Source organism: Streptomyces sp. NPDC047981, from assembly GCF_040653315.1.
Taxonomy (GTDB): domain Bacteria; phylum Actinomycetota; class Actinomycetes; order Streptomycetales; family Streptomycetaceae; genus Streptomyces.
Genome location: NZ_JBEZNQ010000025.1, coordinates 44,636 through 69,015 on the forward strand (window position 1 = coordinate 44,636; position 24,380 = coordinate 69,015).

The 24,380-nt window shown below is 70.1% G+C and carries 16 protein-coding genes and 1 riboswitch; of the genes, 3 read left to right on the forward strand and 13 right to left on the reverse strand.

Annotation, left to right across the window (positions count from 1 at the left end):
* Window positions 1-44 precede the first annotated feature (44 nt).
* Window positions 45-809 carry a GntR family transcriptional regulator gene (locus AB0E14_RS17075; protein WP_362417796.1) on the reverse strand — a complete coding sequence of 255 codons (765 nt, stop codon included), beginning with the start codon at window positions 807-809 and terminating at the stop codon, window positions 45-47.
* A 200-nt stretch (window positions 810-1,009) separates the two neighbouring features.
* On the opposite strand from AB0E14_RS17075, the gene AB0E14_RS17080 reads away from it, so the two are divergent.
* Window positions 1,010-2,350, forward strand: coding sequence for a DUF2252 domain-containing protein (locus tag AB0E14_RS17080; RefSeq protein WP_362417799.1), 1,341 nt, complete (start codon window positions 1,010-1,012; stop codon window positions 2,348-2,350).
* A gap of 45 nt (window positions 2,351-2,395) precedes the next feature.
* On the opposite strand, the gene AB0E14_RS17085 is transcribed toward AB0E14_RS17080, so the two are convergent.
* Window positions 2,396-3,802: an FAD-dependent monooxygenase gene (locus tag AB0E14_RS17085; RefSeq protein WP_362417803.1), complete on the reverse strand. Its 1,407-nt coding sequence runs from the start codon at window positions 3,800-3,802 to the stop codon at window positions 2,396-2,398.
* Window positions 3,803-3,827: 25 nt separating this feature from the next.
* Window positions 3,828-4,205, reverse strand: coding sequence for a metalloregulator ArsR/SmtB family transcription factor (locus tag AB0E14_RS17090; RefSeq protein WP_362417806.1), 378 nt, complete (start codon window positions 4,203-4,205; stop codon window positions 3,828-3,830).
* 151 nt (window positions 4,206-4,356) lie between these two features.
* Between AB0E14_RS17090 and AB0E14_RS17095 the strand changes: the two genes are divergently transcribed.
* Window positions 4,357-6,267 carry a heavy metal translocating P-type ATPase gene (locus AB0E14_RS17095; RefSeq protein ID WP_362417809.1) on the forward strand — a complete coding sequence of 637 codons (1,911 nt, stop codon included), beginning with the start codon at window positions 4,357-4,359 and terminating at the stop codon, window positions 6,265-6,267.
* Between the two features lie 5 nt (window positions 6,268-6,272).
* Here AB0E14_RS17095 and AB0E14_RS17100 read toward each other — a convergent pair whose 3' ends face one another.
* From AB0E14_RS17100 to AB0E14_RS17145, 10 genes are all read right to left on the reverse strand, one after another.
* Window positions 6,273-6,806 carry a PadR family transcriptional regulator gene (locus AB0E14_RS17100; protein ID WP_362417812.1) on the reverse strand — a complete coding sequence of 178 codons (534 nt, stop codon included), beginning with the start codon at window positions 6,804-6,806 and terminating at the stop codon, window positions 6,273-6,275.
* A 32-nt stretch (window positions 6,807-6,838) separates the two neighbouring features.
* Complete coding sequence (locus AB0E14_RS17105) at window positions 6,839-8,872, reverse strand: NADPH-dependent 2,4-dienoyl-CoA reductase (RefSeq protein ID WP_362417815.1); 2,034 nt, start codon at window positions 8,870-8,872, stop codon at window positions 6,839-6,841.
* A gap of 98 nt (window positions 8,873-8,970) precedes the next feature.
* The gene (locus tag AB0E14_RS17110) at window positions 8,971-9,819 is read right to left on the reverse strand and encodes an ATP-binding cassette domain-containing protein (protein WP_362417818.1); all 849 of its coding nucleotides are present in this window, start codon (window positions 9,817-9,819) and stop codon (window positions 8,971-8,973) included.
* Window positions 9,816-10,565 (reverse strand): cobalt ECF transporter T component CbiQ, encoded by a 750-nt coding sequence (cbiQ, locus tag AB0E14_RS17115; protein WP_362417821.1) that lies wholly within the window; start codon window positions 10,563-10,565, stop codon window positions 9,816-9,818. The genes AB0E14_RS17110 and cbiQ overlap by 4 nt, the downstream gene beginning before the upstream one ends.
* A 6-nt stretch (window positions 10,566-10,571) precedes the next feature.
* The gene (locus tag AB0E14_RS17120; protein ID WP_362417824.1) at window positions 10,572-10,919 is read right to left on the reverse strand and encodes an energy-coupling factor ABC transporter substrate-binding protein; all 348 of its coding nucleotides are present in this window, start codon (window positions 10,917-10,919) and stop codon (window positions 10,572-10,574) included.
* A complete protein-coding gene (locus AB0E14_RS17125) occupies window positions 10,919-11,617 on the reverse strand; it encodes an energy-coupling factor ABC transporter permease (protein ID WP_362417827.1) in 699 nt (232 codons plus the stop codon). The genes AB0E14_RS17120 and AB0E14_RS17125 overlap by 1 nt, the downstream gene beginning before the upstream one ends.
* 28 nt (window positions 11,618-11,645) lie before the next feature.
* A riboswitch (cobalamin riboswitch) is annotated at window positions 11,646-11,870 on the reverse strand.
* Between the two features lie 72 nt (window positions 11,871-11,942).
* Window positions 11,943-12,347, reverse strand: coding sequence for a PTS fructose transporter subunit IIA (locus AB0E14_RS17130; protein WP_362417830.1), 405 nt, complete (start codon window positions 12,345-12,347; stop codon window positions 11,943-11,945).
* Entirely contained in the window at window positions 12,344-12,943 is a 600-nt protein-coding gene (gene dhaL / locus AB0E14_RS17135; RefSeq protein ID WP_362417944.1) for a dihydroxyacetone kinase subunit DhaL, read from the reverse strand. The genes AB0E14_RS17130 and dhaL overlap by 4 nt, the downstream gene beginning before the upstream one ends.
* Window positions 12,944-13,023: 80 nt before the next feature.
* A complete protein-coding gene (dhaK, locus tag AB0E14_RS17140) occupies window positions 13,024-14,016 on the reverse strand; it encodes a dihydroxyacetone kinase subunit DhaK (RefSeq protein ID WP_362417833.1) in 993 nt (330 codons plus the stop codon).
* Between the two features lie 393 nt (window positions 14,017-14,409).
* Window positions 14,410-14,856, reverse strand: coding sequence for an MmpS family transport accessory protein (locus tag AB0E14_RS17145; protein WP_362417836.1), 447 nt, complete (start codon window positions 14,854-14,856; stop codon window positions 14,410-14,412).
* Between the two features lie 384 nt (window positions 14,857-15,240).
* Here AB0E14_RS17145 and AB0E14_RS17150 point away from each other — a divergent pair, with 384 nt between their 5' ends.
* Window positions 15,241-24,357: a DNRLRE domain-containing protein gene (locus tag AB0E14_RS17150; RefSeq protein WP_362417839.1), complete on the forward strand. Its 9,117-nt coding sequence runs from the start codon at window positions 15,241-15,243 to the stop codon at window positions 24,355-24,357.
* Window positions 24,358-24,380: the final 23 nt, after the last annotated feature.

The window sequence follows — 24,380 nt, forward strand, 5'->3', positions numbered from 1 at the left end:
ATCCGTGATCCGTGATCCAGGATATTGGATCCGATCCTCCGTCGTCAGCCGCTGAACTCGTAGGTCCAGGAGACCCCCTGGGCCGCGCAGTCGATGTCCGTGATCTCCAGCGCGTGCCCGTGCTGGTCGCACACCACCCGGTGGACGGCCAGCCGGGGCGCCCCGCCTCCGACTCCCGTCGCCCGGCCCGGCGGCACGCCGATCGACTCCCGTCGGGTGAGCCGTAGTCCGGCCTGGTGCATCCAGTGGTAGAGCAGGCGCATGTCCGGGTGGAGCACGGAGCCCCTGGTGCGCCGGTACTTGGCGAGCTGCGGGATCTCGATCAGCGCGGCCCGCGAGAACCAGGAGACCGACCGTTGCATCGGCGTCCCGCCGGGGGAGAGGACGACGTGCCGGTGGACGAGGGTCGGCTCGCCGGGTACGAGCCCGAGTCGCGTCGTCAGTCCGGCCGGCGGCGCCTCCCAGGTGAGCGAGGTGCGCACGAGGGCGTCGGCGGCCTCCGTGCCGCCGGGGAAGAGTTGCCGGCGTACCGTCAGAGCCGGTTCGCCCGGCTCGCGTCCGGTGCCCGCGGCGAACGTGCCGCGCCGGTCGGTGACGACGAGCCGTTCCTCGCGCAGGAGTTGGAGCGCGCTGCGGACGGTCTGCCGGTTGACGTGGTAGCGGTGGGCGAGCGAGCGCTCGGACGGGAGCCGGCTGCCCGGCGCGATCCGCCGGTCGGCGAGGTCGTCCCGCAGTGCCGCGGCGACCTTCAGGTAGAGCGGGACCGCCGCCGGGTGCTCGGGTTCCGGTACGGGTGCGGCTTCGGTCATGGTGCGAACCCCTCTCTTTGCTCAGCGTGACAGTCTGGTCCGCAGGGGTGATCAATTCCTATCATTGGTCTAAACCATTAAGGAAGGGGCGGCGAAAGGGAGTGGCCGAAAGCCGGATCGCCCCGGAGTGCGGACCGCGCCGTCTGACCTTGTAATGAGTCTCAACCGGACATGGCTGCGGAAGAGGCGGGTGAGGCCGGATGACGACACCGGCGGAGCGGGCCGAGGCGGGGAAGGCGGCGCGCAAGAGAGTGCCGCGCTCCTCACACGGCCGCTGGATACCCCCCTCGCAGCGCCAGGACCCCCTGCGCATCCTGGAGCGGCAGTCCGTCGACCGGGTGCCCGAACTGATCCCGATCCGGTACGGCAGGATGGCCGTCTCGCCGTTCGCGTTCCTGCGCGGCGCGGCCGCCGTCATGGCCGCCGACCTCGCCCCGCAACGGCACACCGGACTCACCGTCCAGCTCTGCGGCGACGCCCATCTGCTCAATTTCGGCGTCTACGCCTCACCCGAACGGGCGCTCCTCTTCGACGTGAACGACTTCGACGAGACCCTGCCGGGACCCTTCGAGTGGGACGTCAAGCGGCTGGCCGCCAGTGTGGCCGTCGCCGCCCTGCAGAACGGCACCAGCAAGGCCAAGGCCCGCCAGGCGGCCGTCGTAGTGGGGGAGGCGTACCGCGAGGCCATGCGCCGCCTCGCGAGCCTCGGCGAGCTCGCCGTCTGGTACGAGCGGATCGACGCCGACGACCTGGCCCCGCTGGTCCGCCGGAACCGGCGTGCCACGTTCGAGAACCGCCTCGCCAAGGCCCGCCGCCGCACGAGCCTGCAGGCGCTGGGCAAGCTCACGGCCCTCGACGAACAGGGGGTCCGGCAGATCGTCGACGACCCCCCGCTCCTGGAACGGGCCGCGGACCTCGACCGGGTGACCCTCGGCAAGGTCTTCAGCGACTACCGCAGCTCGCTCTCCGAGGAGCGCCGGCTCCTCCTGGACCGCTTCCACTACGTGGACGCGGCCCGGAAGGTCGTGGGCGTCGGCAGTGTCGGCACCCGCTGCTTCATCCTGCTGCTCCAGGGCAGGGACGACGGCGACCCGCTGATCCTCCAGATCAAGGAGGCGGGCCCGTCGGTACTGGAGGAGTACCTGCCGCCGACCGTGTACCGGCACCAGGGGCAGCGGGTCGTCCGGGGCCAGCGACTGACCCAGGCCGCGAGCGACATCTTCCTCGGCTGGATGACCGGCCCGGAGAAGCGTCACTTCTACTGGCGGCAGCTGCGTGACATGAAGGGCTCGGCCGAGGTGGAGGCCATGTCGCCCGCGATGCTCCGCGCGTACGCGGGCCTCTGCGGCCGCGCCCTGGCCCGCGCGCACGCCCGCTCGGGCGACCGCATCGCCATCGCCGCCTACCTCGGTTCGTCGGGTGTCTTCGACCAGGCCGTCGCCGACTTCGCGATGCGCTACACGGACCAGAACGCCGACGACTACGCGGCCCTGGGCGCGGGGATCGCCGCGGGCGTGATCACCGCGGCGCCGGGCGTCTGACACCCGCCCCGGCGCCGCCGAGCCGCGGCTACGTCTCGCGCCGCCCTACGCCTCGCGCAGCCCCTGCGCCTCGCGCCGCATCGGCGGCTCGGCCGGGGTCTTCGGCACCGGGCCGAAGAGCACCTGTCGGGCGACCGCAGGGGCGAAGAGGGCGGTCATCGGCACCTTGAGGGTCAGCACCGAGCGGAACGCGGCGCCCACGACCGGGTCCCCTCCGTACCGCTCCTGGAGCCGGCGCAGATACCAGCCCACCGGCCGGTCCACCGCCCGCGCGGCGAGGTCGTTCCCCGTCGCGCCCGGCATCTTGCGGTCCGCCCCTGCCGCGATGTCCCAGGCCTGCTTGGAGGCGTCGAGCAGCGCCTTCTGCACGGTCCGCGTGGTCGGGGTCCGCTTCGGGTCGGCGAGCACCCGCCGCAGGGTCACCGCGCTCATCGCGGCCACGGCCATGCCCTGTCCGTAGATGGGGTTGAACGCGCAGAGCGCGTCGCCGACGGCGAGGAAGCCGGCCGGCCTGCGGCCCGGACGGTCGTACCGGCGGCGGACGTTGGCCGTCTGCCGGAATCCGTGCACCGGCGACTCGGGTGTCGCCTTCGCGATCCACTCGCTCAGGACGGGGTGCGGGAGCTTGGCCGCGAACGCCTCGAAGCCCTCCTCGTCGGTGGGCGGCAGGTCGTCGCGCAGCCCCGAGAAGGTGACCAGGTGGAGTCCGTCCCCGACGGGCAGCGCCACACCGCCGTACACCTGCTCGGGGTTGGGGACGATGTTGAAGCCCACGGCGTCCATGCCGGGGTCGGCCGGCCCCCGGTACATCCGGGTCGCGTAGCCGAGACCGGTGTCGATCGTCTCCTCGTGCGGCGCCTCCGCGCCGATCGACGCGAGCCAGTCAGGGGCGTGTGTGCCACGCCCCGAGGCGTCGACCACCAGGTCCGCCTCCAGGGGGCGGCTCTCGCGCTCCTTGCCCGCGCCGCGCTCACGCAGCCGCACGCCCCGCACGCGCGAGGCGTCACCGAGGAGGCCGACGGTCTCCGTGCCCTCGACGAGCTCGATCCGCGGATCGGCGAGGACCCGGCGGCGCACTAGCCACTCGAGCTGGGCGCGCGGCCCGGTGTAGAGGTGGGTCGTGGACGGAAGACGGCTGAACCAGCGTCCGTTCTGCCACTGCACCATGTCCGCGGGCATGCCCACCCGCGGTGCGCCGAGCTCGCTCAGTTCGCCCATGAAGCCGGGCAGCAGCGCGTCGAGCGCCTCCTGCCCCGAGTCGAGCAGCACGTGCACGTGGCGCGACTGGGGGACGCCAGGCCGCGCTTCGGGTCCTTCCGGGAAGCGGTCGCGCTCGACGACCGTGACCCGTTCCGCGTGTTCGCTGAGTACGCGCGCCGCCAGCAGGCCCGCGAGACTGCCCCCGATGACCACCGCGTGTCGTGTCTCGCGGTGCCCCAACTCGTCGGTCATCCCCGCCCTTTCAACGAAGTCCGGTCTACGGCGATCCAGTATCCACCGTCTCCCGGGGCACGTCGCGTGCGCCGAGCCGGAGGTGCTCGATGTGGTACACGGCCTCGTCGAGGAGTTGGGCGACGTGGTTGTCGTAGAGGCTGTACTCGATCCGGCGGCCCTGCCGCACCCCGGTCACCAGGCCCAGCGCCCGCAGCAGGCGCAACTGGTGGGAGACGGCGGACTGTTCCATCTCGATGGCCGAGGCCAGTTCGGTGACTCCGCAGGGGCCCTGCCGCAGTCGGGTGAGGATCATCAGCCGAGAGGGTGTCGCGAGCGCCTGGAGGGTGGCGGCGATCGTGGCCGCGGACTCCGCGTCCAGGTGGGTTGCCGGGGTCGTCCCGCCGTTCGCTCCGTGTCCCATGGGCTCATCGTAGTCGCGGTCGGGGAATCGCCGCGGATGTGAAACTGATGAATGAAGACCTCTTCATGTATTCCGCTATGGTGGTCGGGTCGGCCGCCCGCCGGCCACCCCCGTCATCCGCCCCGCCCCACGATCGAAGAGGTGCCCGCCCATGGCTTCCCCGGTGCTCGACGCGCGGACCGCCGCGTCCCCCGACAAGGCCGGGCCGTCCCCCCGGCGCACGCGCGCGTGGGCCCTGCCGGAGGTCCGCTGGGCGGCGCTGTCCGCCCTCGCCTTCCTGCTCGCCCTGCCCCTCGACCTGGCCGGAGCCCCTGCCTGGGCCTGGGGCCCGCTCTACGCGGTCTGCTACGCCGCCGGCGGCTGGGAACCCGGCCGGGAGGGCCTCGCCGCGCTGCGGGAGAAGACCCTCGACGTCGACCTGCTCATGGTCGTCGCCGCCCTCGGCGCCGCGGCGATCGGCCAGTACCTCGACGGTGGTCTGCTCATCGTCATCTTCGCCGTCTCCGGCGCCCTGGAGGCGCTGGCCACCCGCCGCACCGCCGACTCCGTGCGCGGACTCCTCGACCTCGCACCCGCCCGGGCCGTCCGCCTCACGGGCGCCGGGAGGGAGGAGCCGGTGGACGTCGCCGACCTGCGGGTCGGGGACACCGTCCTCGTACGACCGGGGGAGCGGCTGCCCGCCGACGGCACCGTGCTCGACGGAGCGAGCGACGTCGACCAGGCCGGCATCACCGGCGAGCCGCTGCCCGCCCCCAAGGCGCCGGGCGACGAGGTCTTCGCCTCCACCCTCAACGGCACGGGCGCGCTGCGGGTACGGGTCGACAAGGACGCGGCCGACTCCGTCGTCGCCCGGATCGTCGCCCTCGTCGAGGAGGCCAGCGCCACCAAGGCGCCCACGCAGCTCTTCGTCGAGAAGATCGAACAGCGCTACTCCGTCGGCGTCGTCGTCGCCACCCTCGCGCTCTTCGTGATCCCGCTCGCCCTCGGCGCCGACCTGACCCCCACCCTGCTGCGCGCCATGACCTTCATGATCGTCGCCTCGCCCTGCGCGGTCGTCCTCGCCACCATGCCACCGCTGCTCTCCGCCATCGCGACCGCCGGCCGGCACGGCGTCCTCGTCAAGTCGGCCGTGGTCATGGAACGCCTGGGCGCGGTCGACCGGGTCGCGCTGGACAAGACCGGCACCCTGACCGAGGGCGCGCCACGCGTCACCGGCGTCGAGGGCGACGAGCGGGCGCTCGCCCTCGCCGCCGCGGCCGAACTGCCCAGCGAACACCCGCTGGCCCGCGCCGTGGTGGCCGCCGCACGCGCGCGTGGGCTGCGCGTTCCCGAAGCGAGCGACTTCGCCTCGATCCCGGGCGAGGGCGTACGGGCGACGGTCGAGGGGCGGGAGGTACGGGTGCGCCGCGCGCCGGGCGAACACGCCGACACGGCCGTCGAGGTCCTCGTCGACGGCACCCGCGTCGCCGTCCTCGCCCTCGCCGACCGGCTCCGTGACGGCGCCCCCGAGGCGGTGGCCGCGCTGACCCGCCTCACCGGCGTCACGCCCACCCTGCTCACCGGCGACAACGCGGGCGCGGCGGCCAGGATCGCCGAGCGGACCGGCATCACCGACGTGCGCTCCGGGCTCCTGCCCGAGGACAAGGTCGCGGTGGTACGGGAGTGGGAGCGGACCGGCGCGCGGGTCCTGGTGGTGGGCGACGGCGTCAACGACGCCCCCGCCCTGGCCGCCGCGCACAGCGGCATCGCCATGGGCCGGGCCGGCTCCGACCTGGCCCTGGAGACCGCGGACGCCGTGGTCGTACGCGACGAACTGGCCGCCGTTCCCGCCGTCGTGGCCCTCTCCCGCCGCGCCCGCCGCCTGGTCGTGCAGAACCTGGTGATCGCGGGCACCTGCATCGCCGCCCTGGTCGTCTGGGACCTGGTCGGCCACCTGCCGCTCCCGCTCGGTGTGGCCGGACACGAGGGCTCCACGGTCCTGGTGGGCCTCAACGGCCTGCGCCTGCTGCGCGACGCGGCCTGGCGCAAGGCCTCCGCGGAAGGGCGTCCCCGGACGCCGTGACGCGCTCAGTCCTCCAGCTCGGCGAGCGCGTGGGTCAGCCACTCCACCCAGAAGCGCTCCAGGTCGATCCCGCCCCGCAGGACGAGGTGGCGCAGCCGGTCGGGTTCGGTCTCCCTGCGGGCGGCCGGGAAGTCCCGTGCCTCGATCGCCAGGTACTCCTCCCACTGCTTCCGGTGCAGATCGAGATGGCGGCGCAGCTCCGCGCGCATGCCCGGCGCCCCGACCACCGCCGCCGCGCGCATCCGGAGCAGGAGGGCGGAGCGGAGCGGCTTGGGGTCCTCGGTCCGGGCGACCCAGTCGGCCAGCTCGGTGCGGCCCGCGGGCAGCACCTCGTACTCCTTCTTCTGGCCACGCGCCGGCACCGGAGCGGGCAGGGCCCTGATGTGCCCCGCCTGCTCCAGCTTGCCCAGCTCGCGATAGATCTGCTGGTGCGTCGCCGACCAGAAGTAGCCGATCGACCGGTCGAAGCGGCGCGTCAGTTCGAGGCCCGAGGACGGTTTCTCGAGCAGCGCCGTGAGGATCGCGTGCGGGAGGGACATGCCCGCATCCTAGATTCGGCCCGCCGACGCGATCACAGGGTGGCGGCGAGCCGCGTGCCCTGGTCGATCGCGCGCTTGGCGTCCAGTTCGGCGGCCACGTCCGCGCCGCCGATGAGGTGCGCCGTGCGGCCCGCGGCGAGCAGCTCCTCGTACAGACCGCGGCGCGGCTCCTGGCCGGTGCACAGGACGACGGTGTCGACCGGCACGATCCGTGACTCGCCGTCGACGGTGAGGTGCAGGCCCTCGTCGTCGATCCGCTCGTACGCCACGCCCGCGACCATCGTGACGCCCCGGTGCTTCATCTCCGCGCGGTGGATCCACCCGGTGGTCTTGCCGAGACCGGCGCCGACCTTGGAGGTCTTGCGCTGCAGCAGGTGGACCTGGCGCGGCGGCCGGGGCCGCTCCGGGGCCCGCAGCCCGCCCCGGCCCTCGTACGAGGTGTCGACGCCCCACTGCTTGAAGTACGTCTCGGGGTCCTGGCTCGCGCCCTCGCCGCCGTCCGTCAGGTACTCGGCGACGTCGAAGCCGATGCCGCCCGCGCCGAGGATCGCGACGCGCTCGCCGACGGGCGCGCCGTCGCGCAGGACGTCGAGGTAGCTGACGACGCTCGGGTGGTCGACGCCCTCGATCTCCGGGGTGCGCGGCGTGACGCCGGTGGCGACGACGATCTCGTCGTACCCCTCCAGGTCGCCGGCCTCGACCGGGGTGTTCAGCCGGACCTCGACGCCGCGCGCGTCCAGCTGGACGCGGTAGTAGCGGAGCGTCTCGTCGAACTCCTCCTTGCCGGGGACGCGCTTGGCGATGTTGAGCTGCCCGCCGATCTCGTCGGCCGCGTCGAACAGGGTGACCGCGTGGCCGCGTTCGGCGGCGGAGACGGAGAAGGCGAGACCGGCCGGGCCCGCGCCGACGACGGCGATCCGCTTGGCGAGCCGGGTGGGGGAGAGGACCAGTTCGGTCTCGTGGCAGGCGCGCGGGTTCACCAGACAGGAGGTGATCTTCAGGCTGAAGGTGTGGTCGAGGCAGGCCTGGTTGCAGCCGATGCAGGTGTTGATGGTGTCGGCGCGGTCCGCGGCGGCCTTGGCGACGAAGTCGGGGTCGGCCAGGAAGGGGCGGGCCATGGAGACGATGTCGGCGCGGCCCTCGGCGAGGATCCGCTCGGCGACCTCGGGGGTGTTGATGCGGTTGCTGGTGACGAGCGGGATGCTCACCGAGCCCATCAGCTTCTGGGTGACCCAGGTGTACGCGCCGCGCGGGACGGAGGTCGCGATGGTCGGGATGCGGGCCTCGTGCCAGCCGATGCCCGTGTTGATGATGGTCGCGCCGGCGGCCTCGATCTCCTTCGCGAGGGAGACGACCTCCTCCAGCGTGGAGCCGCCGGGCACCAGGTCCAGCATGGAGAGGCGGTAGATGACGATGAAGTCCTCGCCGACCTGCTCGCGGATCCGGCGGACGATCTCCAGCGGGAAGCGCACGCGGTTGGCGTAGCTGCCGCCCCAGCGGTCGGTGCGGTGGTTGGTGGCGGCCGCGATGAACTCGTTGATGAGGTAGCCCTCGGAGCCCATGACCTCGACGCCGTCGTACCCGGCCTCCTTGGCGAGCTCGGCGCAGCGGGCGTAGTCCTCCACCGTCCGCTCGACCTCGGCGTCGGTCAGCTCGTTCGGTACGAAGGGGCTGATCGGCGCCTGGATCGCGCTCGGGGCGACGAGCCCGGGGTGGTAGGCGTACCGGCCGAAGTGAAGGATCTGCATGGCGATCCGCCCGCCCTCGGCGTGCACGGCGTCAGTGATCTGCCGGTGCTCGGCGACCTCCTCCTCGGTGGTCAGCTTGGCCCCGCCGTCCCACGGGCGGCCCGCCTCGTTCGGGGCGATGCCGCCGGTCACGATGAGCCCGACACCGCCGCGGGCGCGCTCGGCGTAGAAGGCGGCCATGCGCGCGAACCCGTTCTCGGTCTCTTCGAGACCGACGTGCATGGAACCCATGAGCACCCGGTTGGGCAGGGTGGTGAACCCGAGGTCGAGCGGGCTCAACAGGTGCGGGTACGGGGTCGCGGCCGGGGTCGGGTTCATGGGGGCGCCTCCTCGCGCAGGATCGTCCCCCCTGTTCTAAGTGACCCCGACCCCGTTATGCAACTAGTTGCAGAAGGCTGGTCGAGTGATCTGTACTACTACTCGGTAACCGCCGTCTCCGCCCACACGGCGAGCTCCTCCGCCGTACGCGGACCGGGCGCGTCCGGGGCGAGCAGCCCATGGGACCGGAGGAGACGGGTGACCGCCATGCCCCAAGGCCGCCGCAGCCGCGCCGCGTCGAGCAGGGCGTCGTCGGCGAGCAGCTCCTCGATCGGCCCGGTCCGCAGGCCCTCCGGAGTGAGGACGGCGGCCTCGTCCGCCCAGCGCAGGGCCAGGTCGACGTCGTGCGTCGCCATCACCACCGTCGTGCCCGCGTCTCGCAGCCGGCCGAGCACCTCCAGGAGCCGTTCCTGCCCGTGCGGATCGAGCCCCGCGGTCGGCTCGTCCATGATCAGGACCCGGGGGCGCATCGCGACGGCGCCCGCGATCGCGGCCCGCTTCCGCTGCCCGTACGACAGCAGATGCGTCGGCCGGTCCTCCAGCGCGACGATGTCCAGCGCCTCCAGCGCCTCGCGCACCCGGAGCCGTACCTCCTCCTCCGGAAGCCCCAGGTTCATCGGGCCGAACGACACGTCCTGCCCGACCGACGCGGCGAAGAGCTGGTCGTCCGGGTCCTGGACCACGAGCTGCACCGTCGTCCGCAGCCGCGTCAGCCCCTTCCGGTCGTACGACACCTCCGCACCGTCCAGCCGGAGCGCGCCGCCGCCGCAGCGCAGGCCACCGCTGAGCAGCCGCAGCAACGTCGTCTTGCCGCCGCCGTTGCGGCCGAGCAGCGCGAGCGCCCGGCCCTCCGGCACGGCGAAGTCGACACCGTCGAGGATCAGCGGCCCGTCCTCGTAGGCGAACGTGGCTTTCACCAGTTCCACGACAGGGGGTGCGGGACTCACGGCAGTGACCTTTCCAGGACGAGAGTGAGGACGACGAGTCCGGTGAGCAGGCCGGCCGTCGAGGCGAGGAACCGGCCCGAGACCGCCGCCTCGGGCACCAGGACGCGCAGCGTCCCGTCGTAGCCCCGCCCGGCGAGCCCGGACTGCAGCCGCTGGGCCCGGTCGAAGGCGCGGACGAACGAGGTCGCGCCGAGCCCGGCGAGCGAACGCCAGGTCGCCGCGCGGGTCGTCAGCCCCAGCCGGGCGGCCTGCGCCTGCCGGATCTTGGACATCGTGTCCAGCAGGAGGAAGCTGATCCGGTACATCACGAGCGCCACATCCACCACCGGCGCCGGCACCCCCGCCCGCACGAGCCGGGGCAGCACGTCCGACACGGGCGTGGTGAAGGCGAACAGCAGCACGCCCAGGGACGCCGACGAGGTCCGCAGCAGCAGCTCACCGGCGTGGACGGGGCCGTCCTGCGCGAGCACGACGAGACCCCGCGCCCCGCCCACCTCGAAGAGGAGCGGGATCGCGCCCGTCACACAGAAGCCCAGCGGGATGCGGAACGCGCGCCACAGCTGACGCCCCGGCACGCCCGCCGGACCGAGCAGGACGGCCAGGGTGGCCGCCGCGACCAGGACGGCACCCGGCCACGGCGGCAGACAGACCGCGCACAGCGTGAGACCGAAGCCGAGCGCGGCCTTCTCGCACGGATGACGGCGGCGCCAGCGACTGCTGTGCGCCGCCGCGTCGATCGGCAGCACCGGCGGCTAGACGTCGTCGCCGGACGACGCCGACCGCAGCGCCTTCGCCTCGGCGCGCGCCTCCCCCTGCTTGCGGCCCCGGTGCACACCGAAGTAGTACGCCAGCACGCCCGCGCCGAGCGCGGCCTGAAGGGAGAAGAGCGCCGACTCGATCTCGCCGGACGGAGGCTCGTAGAGCGGGCTGAACCACGGCTCGTAGTCGGGAGCGATCTCCGTGATCGCCGCCTCCGCCTCGCCGTCCGCGCCGGCGAACGGCTCCTCCTTGTGGTCGCCGAGGCCCAGGACCAGCGGCAGCACCGCAAGGGCCGCGACGACGAGCAGGAGCAGGGAGTTGATCTTCGCGTTCCGGCTCATCAGGCGCTCGCCTCCGCCTTCTCGTTCTTCTTGCGGGACGGGAGCAGCACCCCGAGCCGGGTCAGGTCGGCCTTGCTGGACTGCGTGAGCAGCCGCATCACGAGGACGGTCAGCAGACCCTCGCTGACGGCGAGCGGCAACTGCGTGACCGCGAAGATGGAACCGAACTTGGCCAGCGCGCCGACCACACCGCTGCCCGGGTCGGGGAAGGCCAGCGCGAGCTGGACGCTGGTGACGCAGTACGTCGACAGGTCGGCGACGAACGCGCCGAAGAACACGCTCACCATGAGCGGCACGTCGAACCGGCGCAGCAGCCAGTACGTACCGAATCCGGCCCACGGCCCGACGATCGCCATCGAGAAGACGTTGGCGCCGAGCGTCGTGAGCCCGCCGTGCGCGAGCAGCAGCGCCTGGAACAGCAGGGTGATCGTGCCAAGGACCGCCATCACCGGCGGACGGAACAGGATCGCGCCCAGGCCCGTGCCGGTCGGGTGCGAACAACTGCCCGTGACCGACGGGATCTTGAGGGCCGACAGGACGAAGGTGAACGCGCCGGACGCGCCGAGCAGCAGGGTGGACTCGGGGTTGGCCTTGACCTCGCGGGTCAGCGCGCGAACGCCGTGGACGACGAAGGGAGCGGACGCGACGCCCCAGGCGGCCGCGTGCACAGGGGGCAGATACCCCTCGGCTATATGCATGGTTGGGAGACCCTCTCCAGCACCTCGTGGATGGACAACGCACCTTGGCCGGTCTCCTGGCTGACGGGTCATGCCGCCGCGGCTCCGCCTTCCCACACCACCGTGGTCTCCCACGGCGGTCCAGTGGCTTCCCCGGAGGGATGGAGCCGGACTTCCCGATCACAGTGGCGAGGGCCGCACCGGTACCGCACCGGTTTCCCGTACACCAAGGCGCTGTGACATTAGTGGGTTGACCAGGTACATCACAACACGGGTGCGCCCCTGGACGGTGTGTGACGGATCTCCCGCGCGCCCCCTGCCCGCCCCTCCTGCCCCTGGTGCGCGCTCACTCCTTCCGGTACGTGTACGCCTCCGCCGCCGCGGCCGACACCGCGTCCAGGTCCCCGCCCGCGCTCGCCGTCACGAGCGCGGCGACGGCGCCCTCCACCAAGGGCGCGTCCACGAGCCGCGCGCCCTCGGGCAACTCGTCGCCCTCGGCGATGAGCGCCTTCACTGTCAGTACGGCGCTCCCGAGGTCGACGAGGAGAGCCACCCCGGCGCCCCCGTCGACCGCCTTGGCCGCCTCGACGATCCGCTCGGAGCTGGTGCCGAGCCCTCCGTCCGGGGTGCCTCCGGCGGCGGCGACCGGCGCGGTCGCCCCGCCGCCCGCGAGGCCCCGGGCGAGGGCGGCGACGGAGTCGGCCACCGCCGCGCTGTGCGAGACCAGCACGATGCCCACCTGACCGGTCATGCGGCGGCCACCTCCGCGAGCGCGGCGATCAGCAGCGCCGACGAGGTGGCCCCGGGGTCCTGGTGCCCGACCGAACGCTCGCCCAGATAGCTCGCCCTGCCCTTGCGCGCCCGCAGGGGTACGGTCGCCAGGGCGCCGGCCTCCGCCGCCTCCCGGGCGGCGGCGAAGGAGTCGCCGAGGGCCTCGGCCGCGGGCACCAGCGCGTCCAGCATCGTCTTGTCGCCCGGCTGGGCCCCGCCCAGCTGAGCGACGCCGGCAACCCCTGCGGTCAGCGCCGCCGCCAGCTCCTCCCGCGTCACCGCCCCGGCCTCGCCGAGCGCCTTGCCGGTGCGGCGCAGCAGCGTCCCGTAGAGCGGCCCGGACGCGCCGCCGACGGTGGAGATCAACTGTCGCCCGGCCAGGACGAGTACGGCCCCCGGGGTCTCCGGCTGCTCCTTGCCGAGGATCTCCGTCACGGCGGCGAACCCCCGCTTCAGATTGGCGCCGTGGTCGGCGTCGCCGATAGCCGAGTCGAGCTCCGTGAGCCGGTCGGCCTCCCGGTCCACGGCGACGGCGGCTGCCGCCAGCCAGCGACGGAAGAAGGCTCCGTCGAACAGCTCCACGCCTTCCCCGCCTTCGTCGTCCCCACCCTGGCTCATGTCACGACCCGCTTCCTCGTGCACCCCGGACATCTCCCTCACCGGCCCCAGCGCAGGGCGGCCGTCTGCACCGGCGCGTCCCAGAGCCGCAGCAGTTCCTCGTCGGCCTCGCAGAGCGTCACCGAGCAACCGGCCATGTCGAGCGAGGTCACGTAGTTGCCGACCAGCGTGCGGGCGACGGGCACACCGCGCTCGGCCAGCACCCGTTGCACCTCGGCGTTGAACCCGTACAGTTCGAGCAGCGGCGTGGCCCCCATCCCGTTCACCAGGGCGAGCACAGGACCGGACGGCCGCAGATCCTCCAGGACGGCGTCCACGGCGAAGTCGGCGATCTCGCGCGAGGTCATCATCGCCCGTCGCTCGCGCCCCGGCTCACCGTGAATGCCTATCCCCAACTCCAGCTCTCCCTCGGGCAGTTCGAACGTCGGACTGCACTTGGCCGGCGTGCTGCACGCGCTCAGCGCCACACCGAAGCTCCGCGACCGCTCGTTCACCCGCCGGGCGATCGACTCGACCCGCTCCAGGGGTGCCCCCTCCTCGGCAGCGGCCCCGGCGATCTTCTCCACGAAGAGCGTCGCCCCGGTGCCGCGCCGCCCGGCCGTGTACAGACTGTCCGTCACGGCCACGTCGTCGTTCACCAGCACTTTGGCGATCTGGATGCCCTCGTCCTCGGCGAGTTCGGCGGCCATCTCGAAGTTGAGGACGTCACCGGTGTAGTTCTTGACGACGAACAGCACCCCGGCCCCACTGTCGACCGCGGCGGCGGCCCGCACCATCTGATCGGGCACGGGCGAGGTGAACACCTCCCCGGGACAGGCGGCCGCCAACATCCCGGGCCCCACGAACCCCCCGTGCAACGGCTCGTGCCCGGACCCACCCCCGGACACGAGCCCCACCTTCCCGGCGACGGGCGCGTCCCGCCGCAGCACCACGCGGTTCTCGACATCGACGGTCAGCTCGGGATGCGCGGCGGCCATACCCCGCAGCGCGTCGGCGACGACGGTCTCCGGAACGTTGATCAGCATCCTCACGAGTGTCTCCTCGGGATTCCGGCGGAAGGGTTCATTTGCTGGGTCTTCGCAGGTCATGCCGTGGCGGATGGAGGGGGTAGTCGTGATCCCTCTCCCGGGCAGTATCGACGTTGCCGCGGCGAAGGTCACGTGGGCAAGGCTGAAGTCGAGCAGGTGCATTCTCGCCCGGCCGTGGAACAGCTCGGAGGCCCACTGGCGGCGATCGCCGGCCGGCCCTGCGACGTCCCGAACGGTCACCGGAGCACTGGTACTGACCTCAGCGGCGTACATCTCGAAGGGAGGGAGGAAATGTCGGTGGCGACACGGACCTTCCCTTCAGCGCGAATGGCTTCGGGGAGCATGTGCACACCCGAGCGGGCGAACCGGACAGCAGGTGTTCTGAGGGGAGATGCGTCACTTCTCGTCGTCGCCGGCAAGCAGTTGGCCGGAGCATGTGGCGCGCCCGAACTCGCCGATGGCGGTGGCGCGCTGGACGTGCTGCCCGCGGATCGCCAAGGTGCAGGCCGCCTGTCCGCCTTTTCCGTCGAGTACGACAGCGACGGTCGGGGCCTTGCCGAGGGGCACCTGGACGGACTTCTTCCAGGGAAGGGTGATGCCCTTCTCGACCCTGGCCGTGCCGTCCTCGCTGCGGGCGAGGTAGGAGATCTCGGCGGTCCCCGTCCCCGTGACCTCGTACGTCACCTCGGCCGTCGGCACGGCTCGCGGCTTCGGCTGCTCGTCCGTGTCGAGCATGCCGTAGCCGACGAGCCCGAGGCAGGCGAGCAGGACGATTCCCGCGACCAGCAGCCCCTGTCGGTCCGGCGAGCCTTCGGCGCCCTCGGGTTCGTTCTCCTCCCGCACGGCGTTTTCCGCTAGTTCATTGGAAGACATGAAAGAGCCCGGCTTTCGGTGAGCTGACAGATGAACTGGGCGGTTATACACCACGCCGCCGACCGGGCGCGAGCGAGCGGAAGAATCGGGCGAACAGCGCATCTGAGGTCGCGTAATTGTCCTGTATGTAACCAGGGTTGACCAAGCATCAGGAGACTGATTAGAAAGCCCACCGCGACTCCCGTGAGCTCGTGCTTTCTTGCTTCTCGCGGTCGGCTCGCATTGCTCCAAGCCGGGCGGAGACATCTGCTCCGGCTCGTTCGGCGTGCCCATTTCGCGTGCGTTGCGGGCGCGCCGATAGCGAAAGGTATTGAGGTGAAAGTTCCGTACGGGAGATTTCTCTCCTGTCTGGTCGTGGCGGCGGTAGCGGGCACGCTATTGCCGCAGATCGCCTATGCGGCTCCCGAATCACCGGCGACGAATGACGACGACAAGGGTGTTGTCGACACGATCGCGGGTTGGTTCTCGGACGATGAGGGTGAGACGAAGCCCCCGGTCGGCGGGAACCTGGACATACCCAGCCGGGAGAAGCTGCCGAAGGGCGAGAAGCTTCCGAAGGCGAAGCGGGTCAAGGAGCTCACGGCCAAGCGCACGTCGCAGGCGCGCTTCTGGCAGCTTTCGGACGGCCGGGTCGAGGCCGAACTGACGGCGGTGCCGACGTCGTACAGGTCCGGGACGTCGTGGAAGCCGGTCGAGACGACCGTGCGCGCCACCCAGGACAAGGGCTTCGACTTCGCCAACACCGCGAACGCCGGCAAGAGCTGGTTCGGCTCCGACGCGGGCCGGTTCATGCGTTTCGAGGCGGAGGGTGGCGGGGCCGTCACGTTCGGCCTGACCGGTGCCGGTGCGCTCAAGCCGGAGGCGAAGGGCGACAGGGTCGTCTACAAGGACGCCGTCCCCGGAGCGGACCTGTCGTACCGGGTCGGCAACGGCCAGGTGAAGGAGGACATCGTCCTCTCCGAACGCCCGGCCGGTCCGGTGTCGTTCACCTTCACCCTGGACACCGAGGGCGGTCTGACGCCGGAGACCCGCAAGGACGGCTCGATCGCCTTCTTCGGCGAGGCCCCGGGCACTCCGGTGATGGTGATCCCGGCTCCGTACATGACGGACGCCAAGAAGGATCCGCAGTCGGTCACCGGCGGTACGTACAGCACCAAGGTCACCCAGAAGCTGACCAGGGACGCCGACGGCAAGGGCTGGAAGCTGACCGTCACGCCGGACGCCACGTGGCTCGCGGCGAAGGAGCGTCAGTACCCGGTCGTGATCGACCCGACGATCACGATCACGCCGATCGCCTCGGTCTCCGAGGACACGATGGTCCTCTCGGACCAGCCGGCGGTGAACTTCAACAACACCTGGAAGCTGTCGGTCGGCAAGACGGACACCGGCATCGCCCGCTCGCTGATCAAGTTCCCGATGAGCGAGATCCCGGCGGGGGTGAAGGTCGACGCGGCCCGGCTGAGTCTGTACTACGACCAGTCGCACACCACCAACGGCAATGCCGTCGCCCTCGAAGCTCACCGGGCCACCGGGGCGTGGAGCGAGGCGGGCGCGACGCCCGCGACCTGGTCCAACACCAGCGCGCTGGTGGGCGAACTGTCCGGCACCACCGTGTCCCTGGACGACGGCGATGCCGGTACGGCGGCGGTCGGCGAGTGGCCGCGATCCACCACGACCGGTGGCGCGGCGACCAACGACGACTACGCCTACAACAAGAACGCGCTCACGGGCGAGTCGTACACCTGGCAGCCGAGGGTCCACGAGACCGACACGTACCGGGTGGACGTGCACTACCCGGCCGCGGCGGACGCGGCCACGGCCGCCCCGTACACGGTCACCCACAACGGCGGCACCAAGAACTACACGGTCAACCAGACCGGCAGCGGCGGCGTCTGGAAGACCCTGGACGCGGCGGAGCTGAGCTTCGCCAAGGGGAACGCCGGGAAGGTCGTCCTCGGCGACACGGGCTCGTCCACGACCCGCACGCTGGCCGACTCGGTGCGGCTGGTGAACCCCGCCGAGATCAACAAGGCCGCCTGGGACTACAACAAGTGGCACGACTTCCCCGTCGCCGACACGGTCCAGAAGTGGGTCTCCGGCACGGCGACCAACCACGGCTTCGTGCTCAAGGCCAAGGACGAGTCGGGCACCGCGCCGACCGGCGGCCCGCGCTACGAGGCGGCCGACGGCAACACCTACGGCGGCGAGACCTCCACGTACCCGCGCCTGACGGTGACCTACGGGGCCGTCGGCACGTCGCTGAACTCGCCGACGGTGGTCCACTCCACCGGCCCGGAACTCTCGTGGCCGGCGTACGCCAACGGCAGCGGTGACACCGGCCTGGACATCGTGGAGTACCAGCTGCACCGCTCCACGCAGCAGGCCTTCACGCCGTCCGCCGCGACGCTGATCGCCCCGATCGTGTCCACGGCCACCGCCTACACGGACACCACGGCGGTGCCGACCCCGGACTCAAGCTCCAGCGAGATCGGGAAGTCGTACTACTACCAGCTCGCGGTCAAGACCAAGAACGGCCAGCTCCTCGGGTCGCCGACCCGCATCGTGGGCATCCCCAAGGCCGGCCGGACGATGAAGATCATCCAGGCGGGCCAGACCGACACCACGCTCTCCTCGCAGCAGCCGACCGTCAACCACGACGGTCTGGTCTCCGGCAAGGCGCAGACCTGGCTGAGCGTGGGCAACAACTCCGGTACGTACGGCAAGACCCGTGCCGTCGTGAAGTTCCCCACCACGGACATCCCCACCACCGCCACGGTGCTGGAGAACAAGATGTACATGTGGGGCGCGGAGACCACCAGCACGACCAACGGTGCGATCTACGAACTCCACTCCCTGACCCGGGACTTCACCGAGACCCAGGCCACGTGGAACAACGCGAACTCGACGACCCCGTGGACCACCGCCGGCGGTGACTTCTCCGCCACCGTCTCCGACACCGTTCCGCAGATCACCGACGAGGTCGGCCGCCACTGGTGGGACGCCACCGGACTCATGCAGTCCTGGGTCAGGACTCCCGCCAACAACAAGGGCGTCCTGGTCAAGCTGAAGGACGAGACCACCACCGGCCCGCAGGAGCGCACCCTGTTCCTGTCGTCCGAGGCCTCGGACCCGCAGCTGCGTCCGTACATGCAGGTCATCTACGTCGACGCGACGACCGAGGACACGTACTACGCCCCGACGACTCCGGCCCGGATGACGCCGAATTCGCAGTACACGGTCGAGTTCACGGTCACCAACACCACGTCCACGGCGTGGGCGGCCGGTGAGCGGGTGCTTTCGTACACCTGGAAGCTGCCCGACGGCACGGACGTCACCACGGGCGGCAACCAGCTGTCCACCGCGATCCCGGCCCTGCTGCCGGGCAAGTCGGCGACGATCCAGGCGCAGGTCAAGACGCCGATCAACTCGGACGAGGGCAACAAGCGCCTGAACTACGTGCTCGGCTGGGACATCAAGAAGGTCGCCGACGGCACCTGGCTGTCCGCGGGCACCGGTGGCATCCCGTCACTCAAGCAGAACGTGACGGTCGAGGACCCGACCTCCAACACGCTGGGCCTGGAGAAGTTCTACTCCTACTCGGGCAAGAACGCCGGCGCCGGCTCGACGGTCATGAACAACCTGGCCTCGGGCAACACCGTGTGGCAGTACAACGCCATCAACAACCCGGGCCGCGGGCTCAACACCTTCGCCCGCCTCGCCTACAACAGCCTGGACACCTCGGACACGGTCCTCGGCCACGGCTGGTCGGCACAGGTCTCCGGTCCGACGCGCCTCGGCGCGCCGCTGGACTTCCACCCGAACCCGAACCCGACCGAGGTCCGTCTCCCCGACGGCGACGGCACGACCCACACCTTCCGCTGGGACGCCGCCAACAGCGTCTGGAAGGCACCGGCGGGTGTCCACTACAAGCTGACGATGATGGCCGGCCTGGACTGCAAGCCGACCAAGGACCCGGTCCCCGACGCCTGGACGCTCACGCGCCCCGACGGCACGCGGTTCCTGTTCGGCTGCGACGGCTACATGACGTCGGCCGTGGACAACGACGGCAACACACAGACGTTCACGTACGAGGAGCGCAAGTCCAACAACAAGCCGACCAAGTTCCTGACGTACATCACGGACCCGGCCGGCCGGCAGTCGCTCACGGTCGAGTACTACAAGAAGGGTGACGCCGGCTACTCGTACATCAACGACTCGGGCGTCAAGGTCAGCGGCACCAACCTGACCAACTCCAAGATCTACGACCACGTGAAGTCCATGACGGACATCTCCGGTCGCAAGATCACCTTCTACTACACCGACAAGGGACTGCTCGGCCAGATCGCCGACGGTGAGACGTGGTCCCAGCCCAAGGTGTTCAAGTTCACCTACGACGCCACGCAGGGGAACAAGAACGTCAAGCTGGTCAAGGCCACGGACCCGCGCGGCAACGCCACGGACCTGGCCTACTACGCCCCGCAGACCGGTGACGACCCGAAGTACCACTGGTGGACCAAGACGATCACCGACCGTCTGCGTTTCGCCACAGGCTACGCGTACAAGGCGAACACGGGGAGCACCGGTTTCACCGACACCACGGTGACGGACGCCGAGAACCACGCCACCACACACGTGACCGACGACTTCTACCGTCCGGTCCAGATCACCGACGCCAAGTCCCAGACCAGCAAGATGAGCTGGGACGCGGACAACAACGTCGTCTACATGGAGCAGGCGAACGGCGCCAAGGCGGCGTTCTGCTACGACCAGAAGACCGGCTACCCGCTGCGCCAGTGGGACCCGGAGGTCACCAAGGCGTGGTCGTCGTTCAACCCGACCGACTACTGCAACCCCGCGTCCCACCCGGCCAACGCGACGAAGTTCGAGTACCAGACGCGTCTCGACGGCTACTCGGCCGACCTGTGGCGCAAGACCAGCCCGCTGGGCAACGTCTGGGAGTTCGGCTACGACCAGTTCGGCAACCAGACGTCGGTCACCGACCCGGAGGGCGTCGCCTCGGCGACGGCGGACGACTACAAGTCGACCACCACGTACGACGCGTACGGCCAGCCGCTGACGGACACCGACGCCAACGGGCACGCCACCACCTACGCGAACTACGGCCCGCACGGCTACCCGGCGACGATCAAGGACGCGCTGAACAACAGCACGACCTTCGTCTACGACGAGCGTGGCAACACCAAGGAGGTCGTCAACGCCAAGGGCGCCAAGGTCACCCAGAACTACGACTACTTCGGCCGCCCGCTGGACCAGAAGTCGCCGAAGGACCAGGCGGCCGGCGTCTTCATCACCACCCCGGCCCCCGAGTACGACGCCAACAACAACACTCTGAAGGCGTTCGGGCCGAACGGCGCCGAGACCTCCTCGGTCTACGACGCAGCGGACCAGGTCACCGACTCCCTCTCCCCGAAGGACGAGGCGACCGACCCCGAGCGGCGGACGACCACCACGTACGACAAGGTCGGCAACGTCAAGACCGTCACCGAGCCGAAGGGCAACCTGACGGCGACGGTCGGCGACTACACCACCACGTACACGTACGACCCGGTCTATCAGCCGGTGGCGGTGCGGAACGCCAAGGGCGACACGGTCTCCACCACGTACGACAACGTCGGCAACCTGATCACCGTCGTCGACCCGAGGAAGAACGCCACAGCCGACGCGACGGACTTCACCAAGAAGTTCGAGTACGACCTCGACGGCCGGGCCGTGAAGACGACCGACGCGGCGGGCGAGTTCACCATCGTCCGCTACGACCTCGACGGCCGCACCGACAGGGCGACGGACCCCGAGGGCAACACCAGCGAGACCGCCTTCGACCGGCGTGGCCTGACCAAGGAGGTCAAGGTCCCGTACTCGAAGGACGGTTCGGGTGTCATCACGTACCGCACGACGCGGTTCGAGTACGACGAGGTCGGCAACCGCACCAAGACGATCAGTCCGCGCGGTGTCGAGACGACGTCCGACACCACCGACTACACGTCCGAGACGATCTACGACGAGCTGAACCGGGTCAAGGAGCAGCTCACTCCGTTCGACAAGGACGACGCCCAGTACTCGACCCCCGACCGGACGATCTTCTCGTACGACGCGGTCGGCCAGCTGTCCGAGGTCTCGGCTCCGCCGTCGCGGGGCCAGTCGGTCCGTAACACGACCAAGTACGACTACTACGACAACGGCTGGACCAAGTCGGCCAAGGACCCCTTCGACATCACCACCGCGTACGACTACAACGCCCTGGGCCAGCAGACGAAGAACACGCTGACCTCGGCCGGCGGTTCGTCGCAGCGGACGATGTCGTGGGACTTCTACCCGTCGGGCAACCAGAAGGCCCGCTCCGACGACGGTATCCCGGTCGGCAAGCAGGTCGTGGTCGTCGACTCGTCGGACGTCCACAACACCGCGGCGCAGGGCAGCTGGGACGCGCCCCAGGCCGTGGCGCAGTGGGGCTACGACGTCCGTACGAGCGCGGCGGGCACGGGTGCGGACACCCTCACCTGGCAGCTGAACATCCCGCAGGACGGGACGTACGAGGTCTTCGTCCGGCACGGCAGCGTGACCGGCGCGGCCACGAACGCTCCGTTCAAGATCACGCACGGCGGAGGGGAGACCACCAAGCCGGTCGACCAGTCCACCGGGTCGGGCACGTGGATCTCGCTGGGTTTGTACTCCTTCACCGAGTCCGGCACCCAGAAGATCACGCTCAGCGACAACGCCAACGGCACGGTCGTCGCCGACGGCGTCAAGCTGGTCCGCTCCAACACCGGTGAGACCGACAACGAGAAGAAGGACTTCACCTACACGTACGACGCCAACGGACAGCTGACCGAGGTCAAGGACCTCGCACCCGGCGCCAAGGCGGACTCGTACGCGATGACCTACGACGAGCTGAACCAGCTGTCGAAGGTCGAGGAGAAGCTGGCCGGCACGGTCAAGAACACGACCGCGCTGACCTACGACGCCAACGGCAACCCGCTGGAGACCACCCACGACGTGACGTGGTCCAAGGCGGAGTACGACGTCCGCGACATGATCAACAAGATCACCGACGCGGACACGCCGACGGCCGGCAACCAGCAGATCACCACCTTCACCTACACCGACCGCGGCCAGCCGCTGAAGCAGACGAAGCCGAACGGCAACACCGTCGACTACGGCTACTGGCTCAACGGCGCGGTCAAGTCGCAGGTGGAGAAGAAGTCCGGCGGCGCGGTCGTCGCCTCGCACGACCTGGAGTACGACCCGAACGGGAACCGCTCCAAGGACACGGCGAAGCTGATGAACGCCGACAACGCGGCGGACTACCTCGACACCGTCTCCACGTTCGACTACGACCCGCAGGACCGCATCACCAAGGTCACCAAGACCGGTCACGGCGCGGGCACGGAGTCGTACGTCTACGACGCCAACTCCAACATCGTCGAGCAGACGACCGCCGGGGTCACGTCCACGTCGACGTACGACCGCAACCGTCTGCTGAAGACGGAGGCGGGTGGTGTCGCGTCCACGTACAACTACGACCCGCTGGGTCGTCTGGACACGGTGTCGTCCAACGGATCGACGCAGGAGAAGTACTCCTACGACGGTTTCGACCGGATCGCCAAGCACTCGGCGGGTACGGGTGCGTCGGCGAAGTCGACGACGTACGTGTACGACGCGTTCGACCGCACGGCGCAGGAGACCACGTCCGGGACGGGCGGGAAGACGACGCTCTTCACCTACCTGGGCATGGAGTCGAAGGTGCTGCGGGAGGAGGTCGCCGGCAAGGCGACCAAGTCCTACCAGTACAGCCCGTGGGGCCAGAAGCTCACGCAGATCAAGCACAAGGACACCGGTCCGCACGAGTACTCGCAGTACCTCTACCACCCGAAGGGTGACGTGGAGGCGATCACGAAGGAGGACGGCAACACCCGGGCGACGTACGGCTACACGGCGTACGGCTCGGACGACGAGTCGAAGTTCACCGGCGCGGACAAGCCGGATGCGGCGAACCCGGACAAGGAGTCGTACAACGAGTACCGGTACAACGCACACCGGTACGACGACGGTTCGGGCACGTACGACATGGGCTTCCGCAACTACAGCCCGGGTCTGAACCGCTTCCTGACCCGTGACATGTACGGCGGTGCCCTGGACGACATGTCCCTGGCGACCGACCCGTACACCGGCAACCGTTACGCCTTCGCCGGCGGCAATCCGATCTCCTTCGTGGAGCTGGACGGCCACCTGTTCGGCATGGACATCTCCCTGTCGGACATCGGCCACGCCGCGCTCGACGTGGCGGGCATGGTCCCGGTCATCGGCGAGGCCGCGGACGTCGCCAACGGCATCTGGTACGCGGCGGAGGGCAACTACGCCGACGCCGCACTGTCGATGGCGGCGGCGATCCCGGGCGTGGGCTTGGCAGCCACGGCGGCCAAGTACGCCAAGAAGGGCGCCAAGGCGGTCGACGCGGTCAAGGGAGGCTCGAAGGCCGGCAAGGGCTCGAAGGCTACGCAGGCGACCTCGTCGAAGTCCGCGGCGAAGCCCAAGCCCACGGGCGGCGCCAAGCACGCCAAGCCCAAGGGCAAGAAGTGTGACTGCCAGTGCCCGAAGACGAAGAAGAACAGCTTCGTCCCCGGCACGAAGGTCGTCATGGCCGACGGCACCTCGAGGAACATTGAGGACCTGAAGGCGGGCGACTACGTCCTGGCCTCCGACCCGGAGACCGGCGCACTCCAGGCACGCAAGGTCACCGAGACCATCACCGGTGAGGGGCCGAAGGATCTGGTCACCCTGACCGTCGACCCGGACGGTCGGGAGGGCAAGGCCAAGCCCGGCAAGATCACTGCCACGGCCAACCACGCCTTCTGGCTCCCCGACTTCGGCAAGTGGGTCGACGCCGGCCGGCTCAAGCCCGGCATGTGGCTCCAGACCGCGGCGGGTACGTGGGCCCAGGTCACGGCAGTCGACACGTCGCATCGCACTCAGCGCGTGCACAACCTCACCGTCGAGGGCCAGCACACGTACTACGTCGTCGCCGGCAGCGAGGCACTGCTCGTTCACAACTGTGGACAGGTACCCTACGGTTCCACGCGGTTGAGCGAGGCCGTCCAGAACGCCCGTAAGGCTGAGAAGAACAAGGACAACAACTATGCGTCAGCATTGTTGGTCGATCCGAACACGGGCGTCGAGGTAGGCGTTATCGTTGCTCGATCTGCCGGAAAGAAGCATGCCGAGCAGACGATCATAGAGTCGCTCAAGAACGGAAGCCTTCCGGGAGTCGATGAAACCTACATCTCCAAGATGTACTCGGAGTTTCAGCCGTGCTCCTCTCGGTGTTCCAAGCTCATGGACAAGCTCCCGAACCTCAAGGAGACGACATGGAGTTGGGACTGGGACAAGTCGGGGACGCCTCTCGCTGAAGCGTCCCAGGCTGCCAGGAAGGCAGCAGTGGGAGAGCTCTTCTAGGTAGCAGTCGCCAGGGGTCGGCG